This is a genomic window from Nocardia neocaledoniensis (assembly GCF_029868625.1).
Classification (GTDB): domain Bacteria; phylum Actinomycetota; class Actinomycetes; order Mycobacteriales; family Mycobacteriaceae; genus Nocardia; species Nocardia neocaledoniensis_A.
Window position 1 is genome coordinate 1 of record NZ_JARWOJ010000371.1, and the last position, 13929, is coordinate 13929.

The following is a 13929-nucleotide window of genomic DNA, read 5'->3' on the forward strand; positions in this document are numbered from 1 at the left end:
GTTCTGGGCCACCGCGGTGGGGGGGGCAGGGCGGGGGGGGGGCCGGGGCGGGGCGCGCCCAAGAAGCGCACAAGGGTGAGCGCCCCCCCCCCCCCCCCCCCCCCCCCCCCCCCCCCCCCCCCCCCCCCCCCCCCGGGGGGGCCCGGCCCCCCCCCCCCGGCCCGGGGGTTCATCCAAGCCGCCCCCCCGCGGGGGGCGCGGCGCCCCCCCCCCCCCGGGTCGGCGAGATCGCCGTACACCAGCCGCACCCGTTCCCGCGCGGCGCCGAGATCGGTGAGCACGCTGGTGGGCCGCACCAGCACCGACACCTCGTGTGTCCCCTCGGCGACCAGGGCGCGCGCGATCGCGCCGCCGAGGAAGCCGGACGCGCCGGTGACCAGCACCCTCATCGCTTCGCCTCCACCTGTTTCGCCGCCCAGCGGGCGAGCTGCTCGCGCCCGATCTTGGCGTTGTGCCGGATGTCGACCGGGAACCGCGGGTGCACCAGGAACTCCGCGATCGGCTCGACGGTCTCGAATTCGGCCGCGCGCGTGCGCAACCGGGTCAGCGTCGCTGCACGGTCGGCACCCGGCTCCAGCTCGACACACAGCACGGGTCGTTGCGCGCCGGGCGATCCGACGCCCACCAGCGCGCTGCGCGCGACACCGTCCACCGCGTTGAACACCTGCTCGACCTGCACGGTGAACATCGGCCCCCGCGCGGTCCGCACGCGCTGACTCTTGCGGCCGCAGAACCAGATCCGGCCCTGCTCGTCGATCCAGCCGAGATCGCCGGTACGGTGCCAGATCCGGTCGCCGTCGGTGATCTTGCCCGCCGCGTTCGCCGCCGCGGGCCAGTAGTAGCGGGTGCTGACATTCGGTCCCGCGACGACGATCTCGCCGACCGCGCCGGGGCCGCTCGGGATCTCGGCGCCCGCCCAGGTGGGCACCGGGTCGTCGGTGATGGCGAGCAGCCGCACCCGGACGCGGTCGGCCGGGCGGCCGATGCAGGTCCCCTCACCCCGCCTGGCCCGCTCGACCAGCCCGTCGAGCAGTTCGCGGGATTCGATGGTCGACATCGGCAGTGCCTCGGTGGAGCCGTAGCCGGCGTAGATCTCCGCGTCGGGCCCGAGGACCTCACGCAGGCCCGCCACGCACCAGTCGGGGACCGGCGCGCCGCCGGAGAAGACGCTGGCGACCGTGTCGAGGTCGGCAGGGTGCGCGCGCAGGTGCGCCAGCAGCGGGATGAGGACGGCGGGCGAGGCGAACAGCGTGCGCACCCCGAAGGTCCGGATCGCGTCGACGACCTGCGCGGGATCGGTGGACCCGACCTTGCTCGGGATCAGCGGCGGGAGCACGCAGCGCGACCCGAGCAGCAGGTCGAGCACACCCACGAGCGGCAGGGTGATCAGCGAGGTGTCCGGCGGCGTGTTCCCGCGGGCCGCGTGCACCTGCTCCACCATGGCGGCGAGGTTGCCGTGGGTCAGCTCGACGGCCTTGGCGGGCCCGGTACTGCCGGTGGTGAAGCCGATGATCAGCAGATCCTCGGGCGCGGCGGGCACGCGCTCGGGCAGCGGGCCCGCCGGCGCCCGGCCCCAGTCGCGCAGGGTCGGGCCGCCCCAGAACCAGCGCCGCCCCACCGTGAGGGTCGTGCGTACCTGGCGGAAGCTGCGCGCGAACAGCACCCGCACGGCATGGGCCTGCGGGATGCCGATGAACGCCTCGGCCTCGACGGCGCGCAGGCAGTGCACCATCCGGCGCACGCCCATGCCCGGATCGATCACCACCGGCACCGCGCCGATCTTCAACAGCCCGAACAGGATCGCGTACAGCTCCGGGCTCGGCAGCACGAGCACGATCGTGCGGGTCCCGCTGCCGACGCCGGCCGCGGTGAGCTGCTCGGCGATCCGGTCCGACCAGCGATCCAGATCGCGGTAGGTGATCCGCCGGTAGTCCGGCGTCCCGGCGGCGGTCGTGCCGTCGGGATAGATCACCGCGGCGCGGTCGGGCTCCGCGGCGGCGAAGCGGCGGAAGGCGTCGATGGGCTGCCAGTAGGTCGCCGTGCTCACGCGCGCGGCTCCGCGGGTAGGCGATACAGCGCGGCGGCCGCCGACGGCCCCGCGCCCGCGGCGACGAACAGCACATGGGTGCGGCCGGCCAACGAGCCCTCGGTGAGCGCGCGATCGTAGGCCAGCGGCAGGGCGGCGGTGTGCGGATCGCCGTCGGTCAGATCGGGGAGGCGCACCGCGTGCTGGTCGATGCCGAGGGCGTCGGCGAGCCGCTTCGGGAAATGCGGGGTCGGCGTCGACGCGATCAGCGCGAGATCGGCGGCCTCGACCGCGGATTCGTCGAGCGCCCGGCCGGCGACCTCGGTGGCCACCGCCAGGATCCGGTCCTCGAAGTCGGCGTCGCGCTCGACGGTCATCAGGCCGCGGCCGACGGTGCCCATGGTCGCGACGTCCACGTAAGCCTGCTCCGCGGGACTGCCGGACGAGCGGGTGATGTGCACCGGCCCGAAGCCTTCCTGGCCGTCGACCTGTTCGAGCAGCAGCGCGGCACCCGCTGTGGCGTAGGGGAATTCGGCATCCGCTGCCGAGCGGGTCAGTGACGGATGGGTGTCGCCCGCGACGATCAGCACGTGCTCGGTGCCGCCGGCACGCAGCACCGAGGTGGCCACCTGGACGGCATTGAGCACACCCACGGCGCCGTTCATGAGATCGAAGGAGAACGTGCGCCGGTCGTTTCGGGTGTAGTCCAGCCCGATGCCCGCCGCCTTCTGGATCAGCGCCGCGACAGCGGGTTCCATCGTGTTCGCGTCGCGGAAGATGCCGGTGTTGATCAGCACGCCCACCTGTTCGGGCCGAATACCGGCCCGCTGCACCGCTTGTCGCGCGGCACGACCACTCAGCTCGACGATGCTGTGGCTCTCGGCGCCCTCGCCGGTGCCGGTTGCTCGGATACACACGCCCATGACGTACCTCAGACCTTCAGCGAAGAAATGGTGGTGGACAGGAAGCCCGCGACGACGCCAGAGGCGGCGGGAACCATCAGCAGTTTGGAACCCGCCGCGATGTTCTCCCCGGCGAGCTGATCGTGCAGCACGATGAAATGGGAGGTGGTCGAGGTATTTCCGTACTTCTCGATCACATTCAGATCCGGCGGCATCGGCGTCCCGAACTCACGGGCGGCGACGCCGTTGATGTACGGCACGGCCGCGGCGCCGAACTGGTGGTGGATGATGTAGTCGAAGTTCTCGTCGGCGAAGCCGGCCCCGCGCTCGTCGAGGAAGTCGCGCTGGGCATCCGGCCACAGCAGGAACCTGGCCTCGTTGTGCATCTTGCGGTTGTCGGTGTACAGGGCGATTCCGGCGGATTTGTCGCTCGGCATGCCGAGGCACAGGTGGGAATGCTCGGCGGCGGTGAACAATTCGACGTAGTGGATCATGTCGGACTCGTCGGTGGCCTGGTCCAGCACCACCGCGCAGCCCGAGTCGCCCACCGACAGCGACGCGAACTGCAGGTCGTACTTCTCCGAGATCTCCTCGACGGCGGTCTCGGCGATCGGCGTGATCGCCTCACCGCTGACCACCATGCCGTTGCGGACCACGCCGGTCCGGATCATCCGGTCGAGCAGGTAGGTGCCGGTGAGCATGCCCGCGCAGGCGTTCGAGACGTCGAAGGTGATCGCGTGCTCGGCGCCGAGGGCGCCCGCGATCGTCGAGGCGAAGGAGGGCTCGAGGTACATGCGGGTGCCCTGATTGCTGCGGGTGATCGAACAGGAGATGATCACGTCCAGCTCCGCGGCCCCGTACCGTGACCGCGACAGACAGTCCCGCGCGGCGGCCATGGCCAGCGCGAACGAATCCTCGACGCTGCCGGGGCGGGTGTCCCGGAACCGGCGCTCCTTGATCCCGGTGATCTTCTCCAGATCGAACGAGGGCGGGACTTTCAATCGGGAAATCAATTCGGCGGTGGCGACGATATTCGACGGAAGATATGCGCCGAGCGACTCGAAACGCGAATGCAACACGTGAACTCCTGAATACATCGGGCGGACGCGGCGACGTCACTGGCGACCGGTGATGCCGGTGGACGTTACCGGACAGTAGGAGTGTCCCGGTTGTGGTGAAAGTCGCTCGCGCACCGCGTCTTCTGTGCGTCTTCACAACGACATGTCGAGTTTCGGGCGATGGGGCAAATCGTGGGTCGACGGCTCGGACGGGCGCGACAGTGGCGATCCCGGCGATTCGGCAAGCTCACGGCTAACCGCTGTGACGCGGTCGGCCCCGAGTGCGGGACGCCCGGGATGGTGGCTTCGGCGTGAGGGACGTCACGGGACCGGGATCGGGCGAATTTCTGTCGAATTCGGCACCGGTTGTTTTGCGAGACAAACGAACCCGGGGAAATTCGTCGCGGCGAATGATCACGCGGTCGGGAGACCGACCAGCCGGGCCAGCCGCTCGTGCGATTCCCGGCGGGCCTCGCGGTCGAAAGTGCTCGTGTGGACCAGGATCTCGTCGGCGCCGGTCCGCGTGATCACGTCCTCCACGGCTTCGGCCACGTCGTCCTCGGTGCCGTGGATCTGGTCGCCGAGCGCCTGCGTGAACAGCTCGCGCTCGCGCGCTGTCATCCGCATCGCCTCGACGTCCTCGGGCGGGATCAACGCCGGGAACTCGCCGCGGGTGCGCGAGTAGGCGCTCGCCCAGGCCTCGGGGAGCAGCAGCCGGCGCGCCCGCGCGGCCGAATCGGCGATCATCACCGTCGCCGACACGACGACATAGGGGGCCTCGGCCTGTGCGGACGGCCGGAACTCGGCCCGGTAGCGCTCGATGGCCCGCGCCATCGTGTCCAGGCCGCCGACCGGGGCGATCACCAGCGGCAGCCCGAACCGTGCCGCCCGCTGGGCGCCGGCGCCGGTCGCCAGCAGAAAGGCCGGGATCCGCGCGCCCTCGGCGGATTCGGCGTGTACCCCGGCGCGGCCGCGGTCGAAATAGTCGAGCAGCTCGGCCAGGTCGGCGTCGAAATCCTCGGCGTCGGCGCGATCGTGGCCCAGTGCTCGCCGGACGCCGTCGGTGAAACCCACCGAGCGGCCGAGGCCCATATCGACGCGGCCGGGAAACAGTGCGCCCAGCACGCCGAACTGCTCGGCGACGACCAGCGGCCGGTGATTGGGCAGCATCACCCCGCCGGTGCCGACCCTGATCCGGGTGGTCGCCGCCGCCACCGCGGCCGCCAGCACGGTGGGACTCGTGCCGGCGACCCCGGGCACGCTATGGTGCTCGGCGACCCAGAATCGGTGAAATCCCCACCGCTGCGCGAGAATCGCGAAATCGACGGTCTCGCGCAGCGCGTCGGCAGCGGACTGCCCACGCCGCACGCGCGAGCGATCCAGGATCGAGAAGCGGACCGAAGCCGGTGTCGGGGTCATACCCGTAGACAACACCGCGGACGCCACGGGATTCCGCACCAACCCTGGACCAACCTTGTCCACCCATAGTGTCTGGCGAACACGACCAGTCGACGATCTGCAAGGAGCGCACCATGCCGAACCACGCCGGGTCCGCACACCGCGAACGCCCGCCGCACATCCCCAACCCGGCCCACCGCCACCGCGCGGTGGCCACCACCGAGGACGCGGGCAGGCTGCTGCGGCTGCTGACCGAGATGCACGGCCCGATCGTGCTCTACCTGCCACCCGACTCCGACGGGCACACCCCGATCTGTGTGCGCCACAGCGACTTCCAGGCCGAACCGGGGGACGTGCTGGCCGGGCGTACGGTGGCGCGGGCCGAGTTCTGGATGGCGGAACGCTTCCACGACGGCCTCGACGACCTCGACGTCAGCATCGACGTCCGCACCGTGCCCGCCGCCGACCGGAGCACCGCCTCGCTCGACACGGCCTGTGGTTTCCGGTTCGCCCTGCGGATCCAGACCGCCGAGGACGCGAACGCCCTCGTCGAGGAGGCCTCCTAGGTTCGTCGAGGCCCGACTGGTCGGTCTCGGAGTTCGGCCCGACTCGCTGCGACCGCGCAGGGTGACCGGTAGCATCGCTAACCGAATCGGAAGATTCGGTATTGCAAGATGTTTCGATGCGATCGCCTGCACTGGGATCGGTGGGAACACCGGTGATCGAGAGGTTTCATGGTGGAATCGGTAGCGAATCGGTTGGTAATCGATCCGACGGGGGAGGACATCCAGGGCGAGATCACGCGTATCAGGGCGCAGGGTCCGGCCACCAGGGTGGAGTTGCCCGGCGGGGTGGAGGCGTGGTCGATCACCGACGCCGCGCTGCTGGAGAAACTGCTCATCGACCCGCGCGTGTCCAAGGACGCCTCCCAGCACTGGCCCGCGTTCGTCGCCGGGGAGATCCCGCCCGACTGGCCGCTGTACCTGTGGGTCGCGGTGTCGAACATGTTCACCGCCTACGGTTCCGAACACCGCCGCCTGCGCAGACTGGTGGCGCCCGCGTTCACCGCGCGCCGCACCGAGGCCATGCGCGCCCAGGTCGAGCGGATCACCACCGAGCTGCTGGACGCGCTGGCCGCCACGCCCGCGGGCGAAACCGTCGATCTGCGTGAGGGTTTCGCCTACCCGCTGCCGATCCAGGTGATCTCGGAGCTGATGGGTGTGCCGGAATCGCTCGGCCCCGGCCTGCGCACGTGTGTCGACGGCATCTTCGACACCACGCTCACGCCGGAGCAGTCCCAGGCCAACTACATGGAGATGTACCGGATCCTCGGCGAACTGGTGGCACTGCGCCGCGAGCAGCCCGGTGACGACATGACCAGCCTGCTCGTCTCCCAGCGCGACGAGGACGAGGACGGCAAGCTCACCGAGGAGGAACTGATCGGCACCCTGCTGCTGGTCATCTCCGCGGGCCACGAGACCACGGTCAACCTGCTCGACCAGGCCATCACCGCCCTGCTCACCCGCCCCGAGGTCCTGGCGAAGGTGCGCGCGGGCGAGATCACCTGGGCCGACCTGGTGGAGGAGACCCTGCGCTACGAGTCCCCGGTCGCGCACCTGCCGCTGCGCTTCGCGGTGTCCGACATCGAGATCGACGGAGTGCGCATCGCCCAGGGCGAGGCGATCCTGGCGAGCTACGCCGGGACCGGGCGCGACCCCGCGCGGCACGGCGCGACCGCCGACGAGTTCGACCCGACGCGGGCGGACAAGTCGCACCAGGCGTTCGGTCACGGCGCGCACCACTGCCTCGGCGCGCCGCTGGCCCGGCTCGAGGCGCTGGTCTCGCTGCCCGCGTTGTTCGAGCGGTTCCCGGATATGCGCTTCGCGGTGCCGGTCACCGAGCTGGGCACCGTGCCGAGCTTCATCTCCAACGGGCACGCCCGGCTGCCGGTGCGCCTGCACGGCGAGTAGGCCGCACGATCCCTGCTCGGCCGGGTGGCCGAGCAGGGATCGCGGTCAGCCCGCGGGCAGCGCCAGGGGCGGCGTCTTCGGGAACCGCACCGGCAGCCCGGCCAGGGCGCGGTGGAACGGCCCCGGGCGCCAGACCAATTCGCTCTCCGGCACCGCCAGCTCCAGCTCGGGCAGCGCGTCGAGCAACTGGTCGATGGCCTCCTGGGCGATCAGGTAGGCGGGCGACTTCGCCGGGCACCCGTGCGGGCCGGTGCTCCAGGCCAGGTGGGCGCGGTTGTCCAGGAAGTCGCCGGTGCCGATCGAGGGGTCGTTGTTGCACGCGGCCATGCTGATCACCACCGGCTGATGGGCGGGCAGCCACACGTCGTCGACCAGGATCGGTTGACGCGGGTAGGTGGTGCAGAAGTTGGCCATCGGCGGGTCGGTGTAGAGCACCTCGTCGAGCGCGTCGCGGGTGGACAGGCTGCCACCGAGCAGGGAGCCCGCGAAGCGGTGGTCGGTGAGCATCAGCCGGATCGTGTTGAGGATCAGGTTGAGCATCGGCTCGATCCCCGCGCCGTACATGGTGAGCAGCTGGTTCATCAGCTCCTCGTCGTTGAGCTGCTGGGGATGCTGCACCAGGCGGGTGGCGATGTCGTCACCCGGCTCGCGTTGCTTGAGCCGGATCACGTCGTAGAGCGCGTTCTCCATCATCTGCGCGCCGCGCACCGCGGTCTCGCCGCCCTCGAACATCTGCCCCATGCCGGTGGCGATGTCGCCGCCGAGGTCGTCGGGCACCCCGAGCATCGCGTTGATCGTCGCGAAGATCACCGGATAGGCGTACTGGCTCAACAGATCCGCCGAGCCGTCGCTGCAGAAGCCGTTGATCACGGGCATGGCGATCTGCTCCACCGTGCGGTGCAGCCGGTACAGGTCGACGCCCGCCAGCCCGGCGACGGTGGCCTGGCGGTAGCGCACGTGTTCGGCGCCGCTGGTCCGGATCGCGTTGGGGCGGTAGCGCATCATCGGATAGACGGGGCAGTCCACCGGGATGCCGCGCTGCCACATCCGCGGGTCGGCGGGGAAGTGGTCGGGGTCGTTGAGGATCTGCACGGCGGTCCGGTAGCCGATCACCAGGGTGGCGGGGACCCCCGGCACAAGGTCGACGGGCACCAGCGAACCCCAGCGGTCGCGCATCGCCCGGTAGGCGCTCTGCGGATCGGCGGCGAATTCCGGCGAGTACAGCGGAACCCGGTCCTGGCCGTCGCGCGAATCCGGGGTGACCGGGAAGCGGGTGGGATCGGGGTACGGCGCGGCTTCCAGCGGCACGGCGTGTTCTCCTCTCGGGGGAACCAGGGCGGGGGGTGCGTAGTCAGGAGTCATGGCGCGCGCCCTCGTGTCGCGGTGCCACGCCCAGTTCCCGGCCGACCCGGGTGGCCAGTTCGTTCATCCGGTGCGCGACCAGCGCGAGGTCGACCTCGCTGGTGGTGGCCACGCCGAGCTGTGCGCCCTGGCCCGCCGAGGTGATCAGGATCATGCCGTTGTCGTACTCGGTCATGTTCTGGCGCACCGGGTTTCCCGGCGGACCGCAGAACTCGCCGAGCGCCTTGCCCAGCGAGCGCAGGCCCGAGGCGGCGGCGGCGAAGCGTTCGGCCTCGTCGCGGGTGATGCCGGGGGAGTGGGCCATGCGTAACCCGTCATCGGACAGCAGGACCGAGAAGCGGACCCCGTCGAGCTCGAGACCGTCGAGTAACCAGGCGAGGCGGTTGGTGCTGTCGGCGATCGGGGTGCTCATCGGATGTCCTGTCCTTCCGTCGATTGCTCGGCCGCGGCGCGGCCGAGCCGGGAACCGCTGTGCCAGGCGGCGGCCAGTTCCGGCCTGCCGGGGTTCTCCGCGGTATCGGTGCGCTCGTCGAGCGGGGTGACCCCGCGGCGCCGCCGCTTGGGCAGCCCGCCGGTGGTCCTGGCGTAGTCCTCCGTCGAGGTCTCGGCGGCGGGTGCCTCGGCCGGTGGCCGGTGCCGTCCGGTGGTCTCGGGCTCGGGCAGCGACAGGGCGACGGGCTCGGGTGCGGGCTCCGGCGGGGCCACCGGCGCGGCGGGTTCCGCCTGCGCGGGTTCCGGCGCGCTCGGTGCGGGCTGCTCGAGTTCGGGCCTGCGCAGTTCGGCCGCGCTCACGAGCAGCGCCGCCGGGATGAAGACCATCGCCCTAGTGCCGCCGTAGATGTTGGGACCGTCGACGTAGGCGGCGAAACCGTAGCGGCGGGCCAGCGCGGCCACGCCGGGGAAGCCGACGCGTGGCGAGGGGCCGAGAGAGTTGATGTCCACGACCCGCTCGCCCGACAGCACCTGGCGCGCTTCCTCCATCTGCTCCTGACTCATCCGCACGCCCGCGTCATCGATGATCAGGGTGACGCCGTGATGGCCCTCCTGGAAGCTGATGTCGACGAACGACGAGGGCGGCGAGTACCGCAGCGCGTTGTCGAGCAGCGTGGCCACGGTGTGCACGAGCGGTTCCACGGCTCGGCTGACGATGACCTGGTCACAGCTGCCCGCCCGCACCCGCAGGTAGTCGCGCACGCGGCTGGTGGCACCGCCGACCACCTCGGTGACGGTCTGCTGCGGCCAGCGCCTGCCCGGCAGGCCCCCGGAGACGATCACGTAGGACTGGGCCTGCCGGATCATCTGCTGCACCGTGTGATCGATGCGGCTCAGCACCGCGTAGACCTCGTCGTTGCGGTTCTCCCGCAACGCGTTGCTGACCACCTGCCCGACGTCGGCGCCGAGGCTGACCACGGTCGTACCGAACGCGCGCACCGCGCTGCTGGTGGCCGCGCGGGCATCGGCGGCGACCTGGGCGCGCGCCGCGGTTTCGGCGGCCTCGATCAGCGCCACGGTGCGCTCCTCGGCGGCCTGCTCGACGTCGGCGGCGGTGTCGTGCCGCAGCCGGTGCAGATCCTCGGCGTGCGCGGCCGCGATCCTGGCGAGTTTCTGCGCGAACGGCGAACCCTGTAGCGGGGCGGGCACTTCCGCCGTGACCACCGGTTCGAGGTCGCGACGCACCGCGTCGGAGATGCGCGGCAGGGTGAGCTCGACGAGCCGGGTCATCGCCTCCTCGTGCGCGAAGAGTTCGCGTTCGGCCACATCGAGCCGGGCGCGGACCCGGCGTTCGTTGCGCAGCGCCAGCACCGCGACGCTCACCGCGCCGAGCAGAACCAGGGTGGCGATACCGAACAGGAGGACCGCGAGTGTCGGAGTCATCGGTTCCTTTGCCGTCACCGACCGAAGATCCAGGTGGCCGGTACCCCGCCGGTCCTTCCGGCGAGCCGTCTCGCCGCTGTTGTCCGGCCGAAGTGGTTGTACCGCTGCACCATTCGACGCGAAACGTGGACGAGCCCGGTCCTGTCCGGGCTCGCCTACCTGCGCTTGTCGGCGATCCCGGACACCGTACCAGTGCTTCGTTACCGTCTCGAAATGTGTCGGGAGCTGGTGATATTCGCGCTGTGTGCGAATTATGGTGCGGGGCAACATTATTGGTAGTGTTCGTGGCGGTGGTGCGGCGGATGGGCCCCGCAGACTTGTTCGCCGCACCACCTCCGCCCGATCCGCGCCTCAGTAGCCGAGCAGGCTGGTGGCGAGATCGGGGGTGTCGAGTGCGGCGATCACCTGATCGCGCACGTCGGGACACTGCTCGCTGGTCACGGTGTCGATGACGGCCCGGTTCCGGGTGAGCGCGACATTGACCGCGCCGTGGCGCAGCGCCCAGTTGTGCACGGTGCCGTTGTAGGACACGCGGGCGACGGTCGGTCCCTGCTGCTGCCAGTTGCCGATCTCGGCACGCAGCATGTCGCACAGGTCGGTCGCGGCCGCCGGACTGACGTCGGGCTTGTCGCTGGGTGTCGGCGCGGCGGGGTCCACCGGTTCGGTACTGGTGCCGCACGCGGTGAGCCCGAGGACGGCGGCGGCGATGGCGAGGGCGAGGCGATGGCGTACGAAACCGCCCGCTGCGTGGTTGGTCATGCGATCTCCCTGATCGTGGTGATCCGGTCTGCATCGTTCGGATGCCCGGCGCACCCGTGTCGAAACAGCGATGATCAGGCGAATCGGCCGGAAAGCGGTGCGGTGTTCGGCTAGCGTCGAGGGGGACGCGCACGACGGCGTGCGTGCCCTGGAAGGGGGCATCGGCGATGCCATTTCTCGACGTGGACGGCACCTCCATCGCCTATGACGAGGAGGGCTTCGGGCCGCCGATCGTCTTCCTGCACAATCTCGGCGGCGATCGCACGATCTGGCGGGCGCAGGTCGACGACCTGCGGTACGCGCACCAGGTGATCACGATCGACCTGCTCGGCTACGGTGAGTCCGACGCGCCCGACACCGGCTACACCCTGGCGAAACACCTGGCGGTGCTCGATGCCTTCGTCGCGGCGAAGGGCCTGCGCGACATCACCCTGGTCGGACACTGTTTCGGCAGCGCGCTGGCGCTGCTGTTCGCCCGCCGCCACCCCGAACTCGTGCGTTCGCTGGTGCTCAGCAGCCCGCTCACCCCGGCCACCCTGAGCCCCACTCACACGGGATGGGCCGCCGTCCTCGGTCGTCACGTCCAGCTGGACCGGCTGCTCGCGAAGGTGCGCGTACCCGGCCCGCTCGCCGGATTGATCGTCGCGGAGCAACTCGGCGCCGGCGGTGCGCACACCGACGAGACCGTCGCGCACCTGCGCGAGCGGTGGACCGAGCCGCGCCGGCTGATGGTCACCGCCGCGACCTCCCGCGAGATCCCACACCTGGCCGAACTCGATTCCTTCACCCCACCCGCCGATTTCCCGCCTGTCACCACCATCTGGGGCCTGCGCAACAAGGTGCTCTCCGCGCGGGCGGGCGCCACCCTCAACGAGACCCTGCGCCCGGTGCGCGACATCGAGGTCGCCGACGCGGGCCACCTCGTGATGGTCGAGGCACCCGAAACCGTCACCACCGCCATAGTTTCCGCGATCGACTACGCGAACGGAGGAAAACGATGAGCCGTACCGTGCAGGTCACCGTCGACGCCGCCGATCCCCGGGCACTGTCGACCTTCTGGCGCGACGTGCTGGGGTACGCGCATCCGGCCCCACCCGGGGTCGAGCTGCCCGCCGGCGCCGATCCGCTGGCCGCCTGGGACGAGTTCCTCGCCCGCGCCGGGGTTCCCGAGGAGCAGCGCAACACCCGCTCGGCCATCGAGGACCCCGAGGGCCGGGGTCCGCGGATGTTCTTCCAGCAGGTGCCCGAGGGCAAGGTCGCCAAGAATCGCGTCCACCTCGACGTGCGGGTCGCGCCGGGGCTCCAGGGCGCGGAGCGGATGGCGGCGCTGGAAGCCGAGTGCGAACGGCTGCTCGCCCTCGGCGCCCGCAGACTCGAACGCTTCGAACCCGAGCCGCCGCTCGGGTTCGGCCACATCGTGATGGCCGACCCCGAGGGCAACGAGTTCTGCCTGGATTAGCCGGTGTGGCTCAGACGGTTTCGGCGGGCACCGCCAGCGCGGCCTGCATCGCGACGCCGTCGACGTAGGTGTGCTTCTCGCGCACCGCGCCGTTCTCCACGAACACCACATCGGCGATGTCCACGTCGACCGCGCCGCCGGTCACCGAGGTGCCCGACAGCGTCCACTGCACGACCCAGAAATCATCGCCGACCCGCAGGTTCACCAGGGTGAAGGTGAGGTCGGGGACGAGGGCGAAGGTCTCCGCCGCGGCGGTGCGGATCTCCGCGCGGCCGCGCGCGGGCTTGCCGCCGGAGTGCAGATGGAAAATCGAATCGGGCGTGTGCAATTCGACGATGCGGTCGGGGTCGCGGTCGGCCCAGCAGGCGTGATAGCGCTCGAAGAGATCTTTGGTGGCATCGGACATGGCCGGAGCCCCTTCCAAGATACAAACAGGATGACTGAATGTTCCCGGACGTGCCGACGGCGGTCAAGGCGGTCCTGGCCTAGACTTCTACGTCGCCATGACCCCAGACCGCCGCACCCAAGCCGAACGCTCGGCCTCCACTCGTACCGCCGTCATCCGCGCGGGACGAGAACTGTTCGGGCGCCACGGATACGGCGCGGTGAGCACGATCGCGGTCGCCGAGGCCGCCGGGGTGAGCCGGGGCGCGCTCTATCACCAGTTCGGTGAGAAGCGCGACCTGTTCGAGGCGGTGTTCGAAGACCTCGAACGCGACCTGGTCGAGGTGATCGCCGCCGCGGTCGCCGCGGCACGCGCCCCCGACCCGATCGCGAGCCTGATCGTCGGCTGCCTGGCCTGGCTCGAGGCCTCGACCGCGCCGGACGTGCGCCGCATCGCGCTGCTGGACGCGCCCGCGGTGCTCGGCTGGAGCCGGTGGCGCGAGATCGAGCTGCGCCACACGATCGGCCTGGTGGAGAACGCGTTGGCCGGCGCCATCGCCGCCGGCCGCGTTCGGCGTCAGCCGGTCCGGCCGCTGGCCCTGATCCTCGTCGGCGCGCTCGACGAGGCGGCCCAGTTCCTGGCCGCCACCGACGAACCGGCCGATACGGCGGCGGCGCGGGCCGTCATCGAACAGGTGATCTCGGGCCTCGCGCTCCCGTCGTCGTAGCCCCGGGA

The 13929-nt window shown here is 70.9% G+C and carries 15 protein-coding genes; 5 read left to right on the forward strand and 10 right to left on the reverse strand.

The features are described 5' to 3' along the window. The 5 genes from QH270_RS28810 to QH270_RS28830 all read right to left on the reverse strand — a co-directional run. A partial coding sequence (locus QH270_RS28810; RefSeq protein ID WP_280347266.1) for an NAD-dependent epimerase/dehydratase family protein occupies positions 1–389 on the reverse strand: 389 nt, incomplete at its 3' end. Further along, positions 386–2047, reverse strand: a complete 1662-nt coding sequence (locus tag QH270_RS28815; RefSeq protein WP_280347268.1) for a fatty acid CoA ligase family protein — start codon at positions 2045–2047, stop codon at positions 386–388. The genes QH270_RS28810 and QH270_RS28815, both read right to left, overlap by 4 nt. Then, positions 2044–2949: a hypothetical protein gene (locus QH270_RS28820; protein WP_280347269.1), complete on the reverse strand. Its 906-nt coding sequence runs from the start codon at positions 2947–2949 to the stop codon at positions 2044–2046. Before QH270_RS28820 ends, QH270_RS28815 begins: the two co-directional genes overlap by 4 nt. 8 nt (positions 2950–2957) lie before the next feature. Continuing rightward, positions 2958–4007: a 3-oxoacyl-ACP synthase III family protein gene (locus QH270_RS28825; RefSeq protein WP_280347271.1), complete on the reverse strand. Its 1050-nt coding sequence runs from the start codon at positions 4005–4007 to the stop codon at positions 2958–2960. A gap of 393 nt (positions 4008–4400) precedes the next feature. Continuing rightward, positions 4401–5405 (reverse strand): LLM class flavin-dependent oxidoreductase, encoded by a 1005-nt coding sequence (locus QH270_RS28830; protein WP_280347273.1) that lies wholly within the window; start codon positions 5403–5405, stop codon positions 4401–4403. A 113-nt stretch (positions 5406–5518) separates the two neighbouring features. On the opposite strand from QH270_RS28830, the gene QH270_RS28835 reads away from it, so the two are divergent. Then, the gene (locus tag QH270_RS28835; RefSeq protein WP_280347275.1) at positions 5519–5950 is read left to right on the forward strand and encodes a DUF779 domain-containing protein; all 432 of its coding nucleotides are present in this window, start codon (positions 5519–5521) and stop codon (positions 5948–5950) included. A gap of 168 nt (positions 5951–6118) precedes the next feature. Next, positions 6119–7354, forward strand: coding sequence for a cytochrome P450 family protein (locus tag QH270_RS28840; RefSeq protein ID WP_280347277.1), 1236 nt, complete (start codon positions 6119–6121; stop codon positions 7352–7354). Between the two features lie 45 nt (positions 7355–7399). Here QH270_RS28840 and QH270_RS28845 read toward each other — a convergent pair whose 3' ends face one another. From QH270_RS28845 to QH270_RS28860, 4 genes are all read right to left on the reverse strand, one after another. Further along, positions 7400–8662 (reverse strand): cytochrome P450, encoded by a 1263-nt coding sequence (locus tag QH270_RS28845; protein ID WP_432420444.1) that lies wholly within the window; start codon positions 8660–8662, stop codon positions 7400–7402. A 43-nt stretch (positions 8663–8705) separates the two neighbouring features. Further along, positions 8706–9128 carry a roadblock/LC7 domain-containing protein gene (locus QH270_RS28850; RefSeq protein ID WP_280347278.1) on the reverse strand — a complete coding sequence of 141 codons (423 nt, stop codon included), beginning with the start codon at positions 9126–9128 and terminating at the stop codon, positions 8706–8708. Continuing rightward, positions 9125–10591 (reverse strand): ATP-binding protein, encoded by a 1467-nt coding sequence (locus QH270_RS28855; protein WP_280347280.1) that lies wholly within the window; start codon positions 10589–10591, stop codon positions 9125–9127. Before QH270_RS28855 ends, QH270_RS28850 begins: the two co-directional genes overlap by 4 nt. A gap of 351 nt (positions 10592–10942) precedes the next feature. Then, entirely contained in the window at positions 10943–11350 is a 408-nt protein-coding gene (locus tag QH270_RS28860) for a hypothetical protein (RefSeq protein WP_280347282.1), read from the reverse strand. Positions 11351–11517: 167 nt separating this feature from the next. Here QH270_RS28860 and QH270_RS28865 point away from each other — a divergent pair, with 167 nt between their 5' ends. Together QH270_RS28865 and QH270_RS28870 are read left to right on the forward strand one after the other, a co-directional pair. Beyond that, positions 11518–12351: an alpha/beta fold hydrolase gene (locus tag QH270_RS28865; RefSeq protein ID WP_280347284.1), complete on the forward strand. Its 834-nt coding sequence runs from the start codon at positions 11518–11520 to the stop codon at positions 12349–12351. Beyond that, positions 12348–12809: a VOC family protein gene (locus tag QH270_RS28870; protein ID WP_280347286.1), complete on the forward strand. Its 462-nt coding sequence runs from the start codon at positions 12348–12350 to the stop codon at positions 12807–12809. Before QH270_RS28865 ends, QH270_RS28870 begins: the two co-directional genes overlap by 4 nt. Positions 12810–12819: 10 nt before the next feature. Here QH270_RS28870 and QH270_RS28875 read toward each other — a convergent pair whose 3' ends face one another. Next, on the reverse strand, positions 12820–13215 hold the full coding sequence (locus tag QH270_RS28875) for a nuclear transport factor 2 family protein (protein ID WP_280347288.1): 396 nt from the start codon (positions 13213–13215) through the stop codon (positions 12820–12822). A 97-nt stretch (positions 13216–13312) separates the two neighbouring features. Between QH270_RS28875 and QH270_RS28880 the strand changes: the two genes are divergently transcribed. Beyond that, entirely contained in the window at positions 13313–13921 is a 609-nt protein-coding gene (locus QH270_RS28880) for a TetR/AcrR family transcriptional regulator (RefSeq protein ID WP_280347290.1), read from the forward strand. Positions 13922–13929 lie beyond the last annotated feature (8 nt).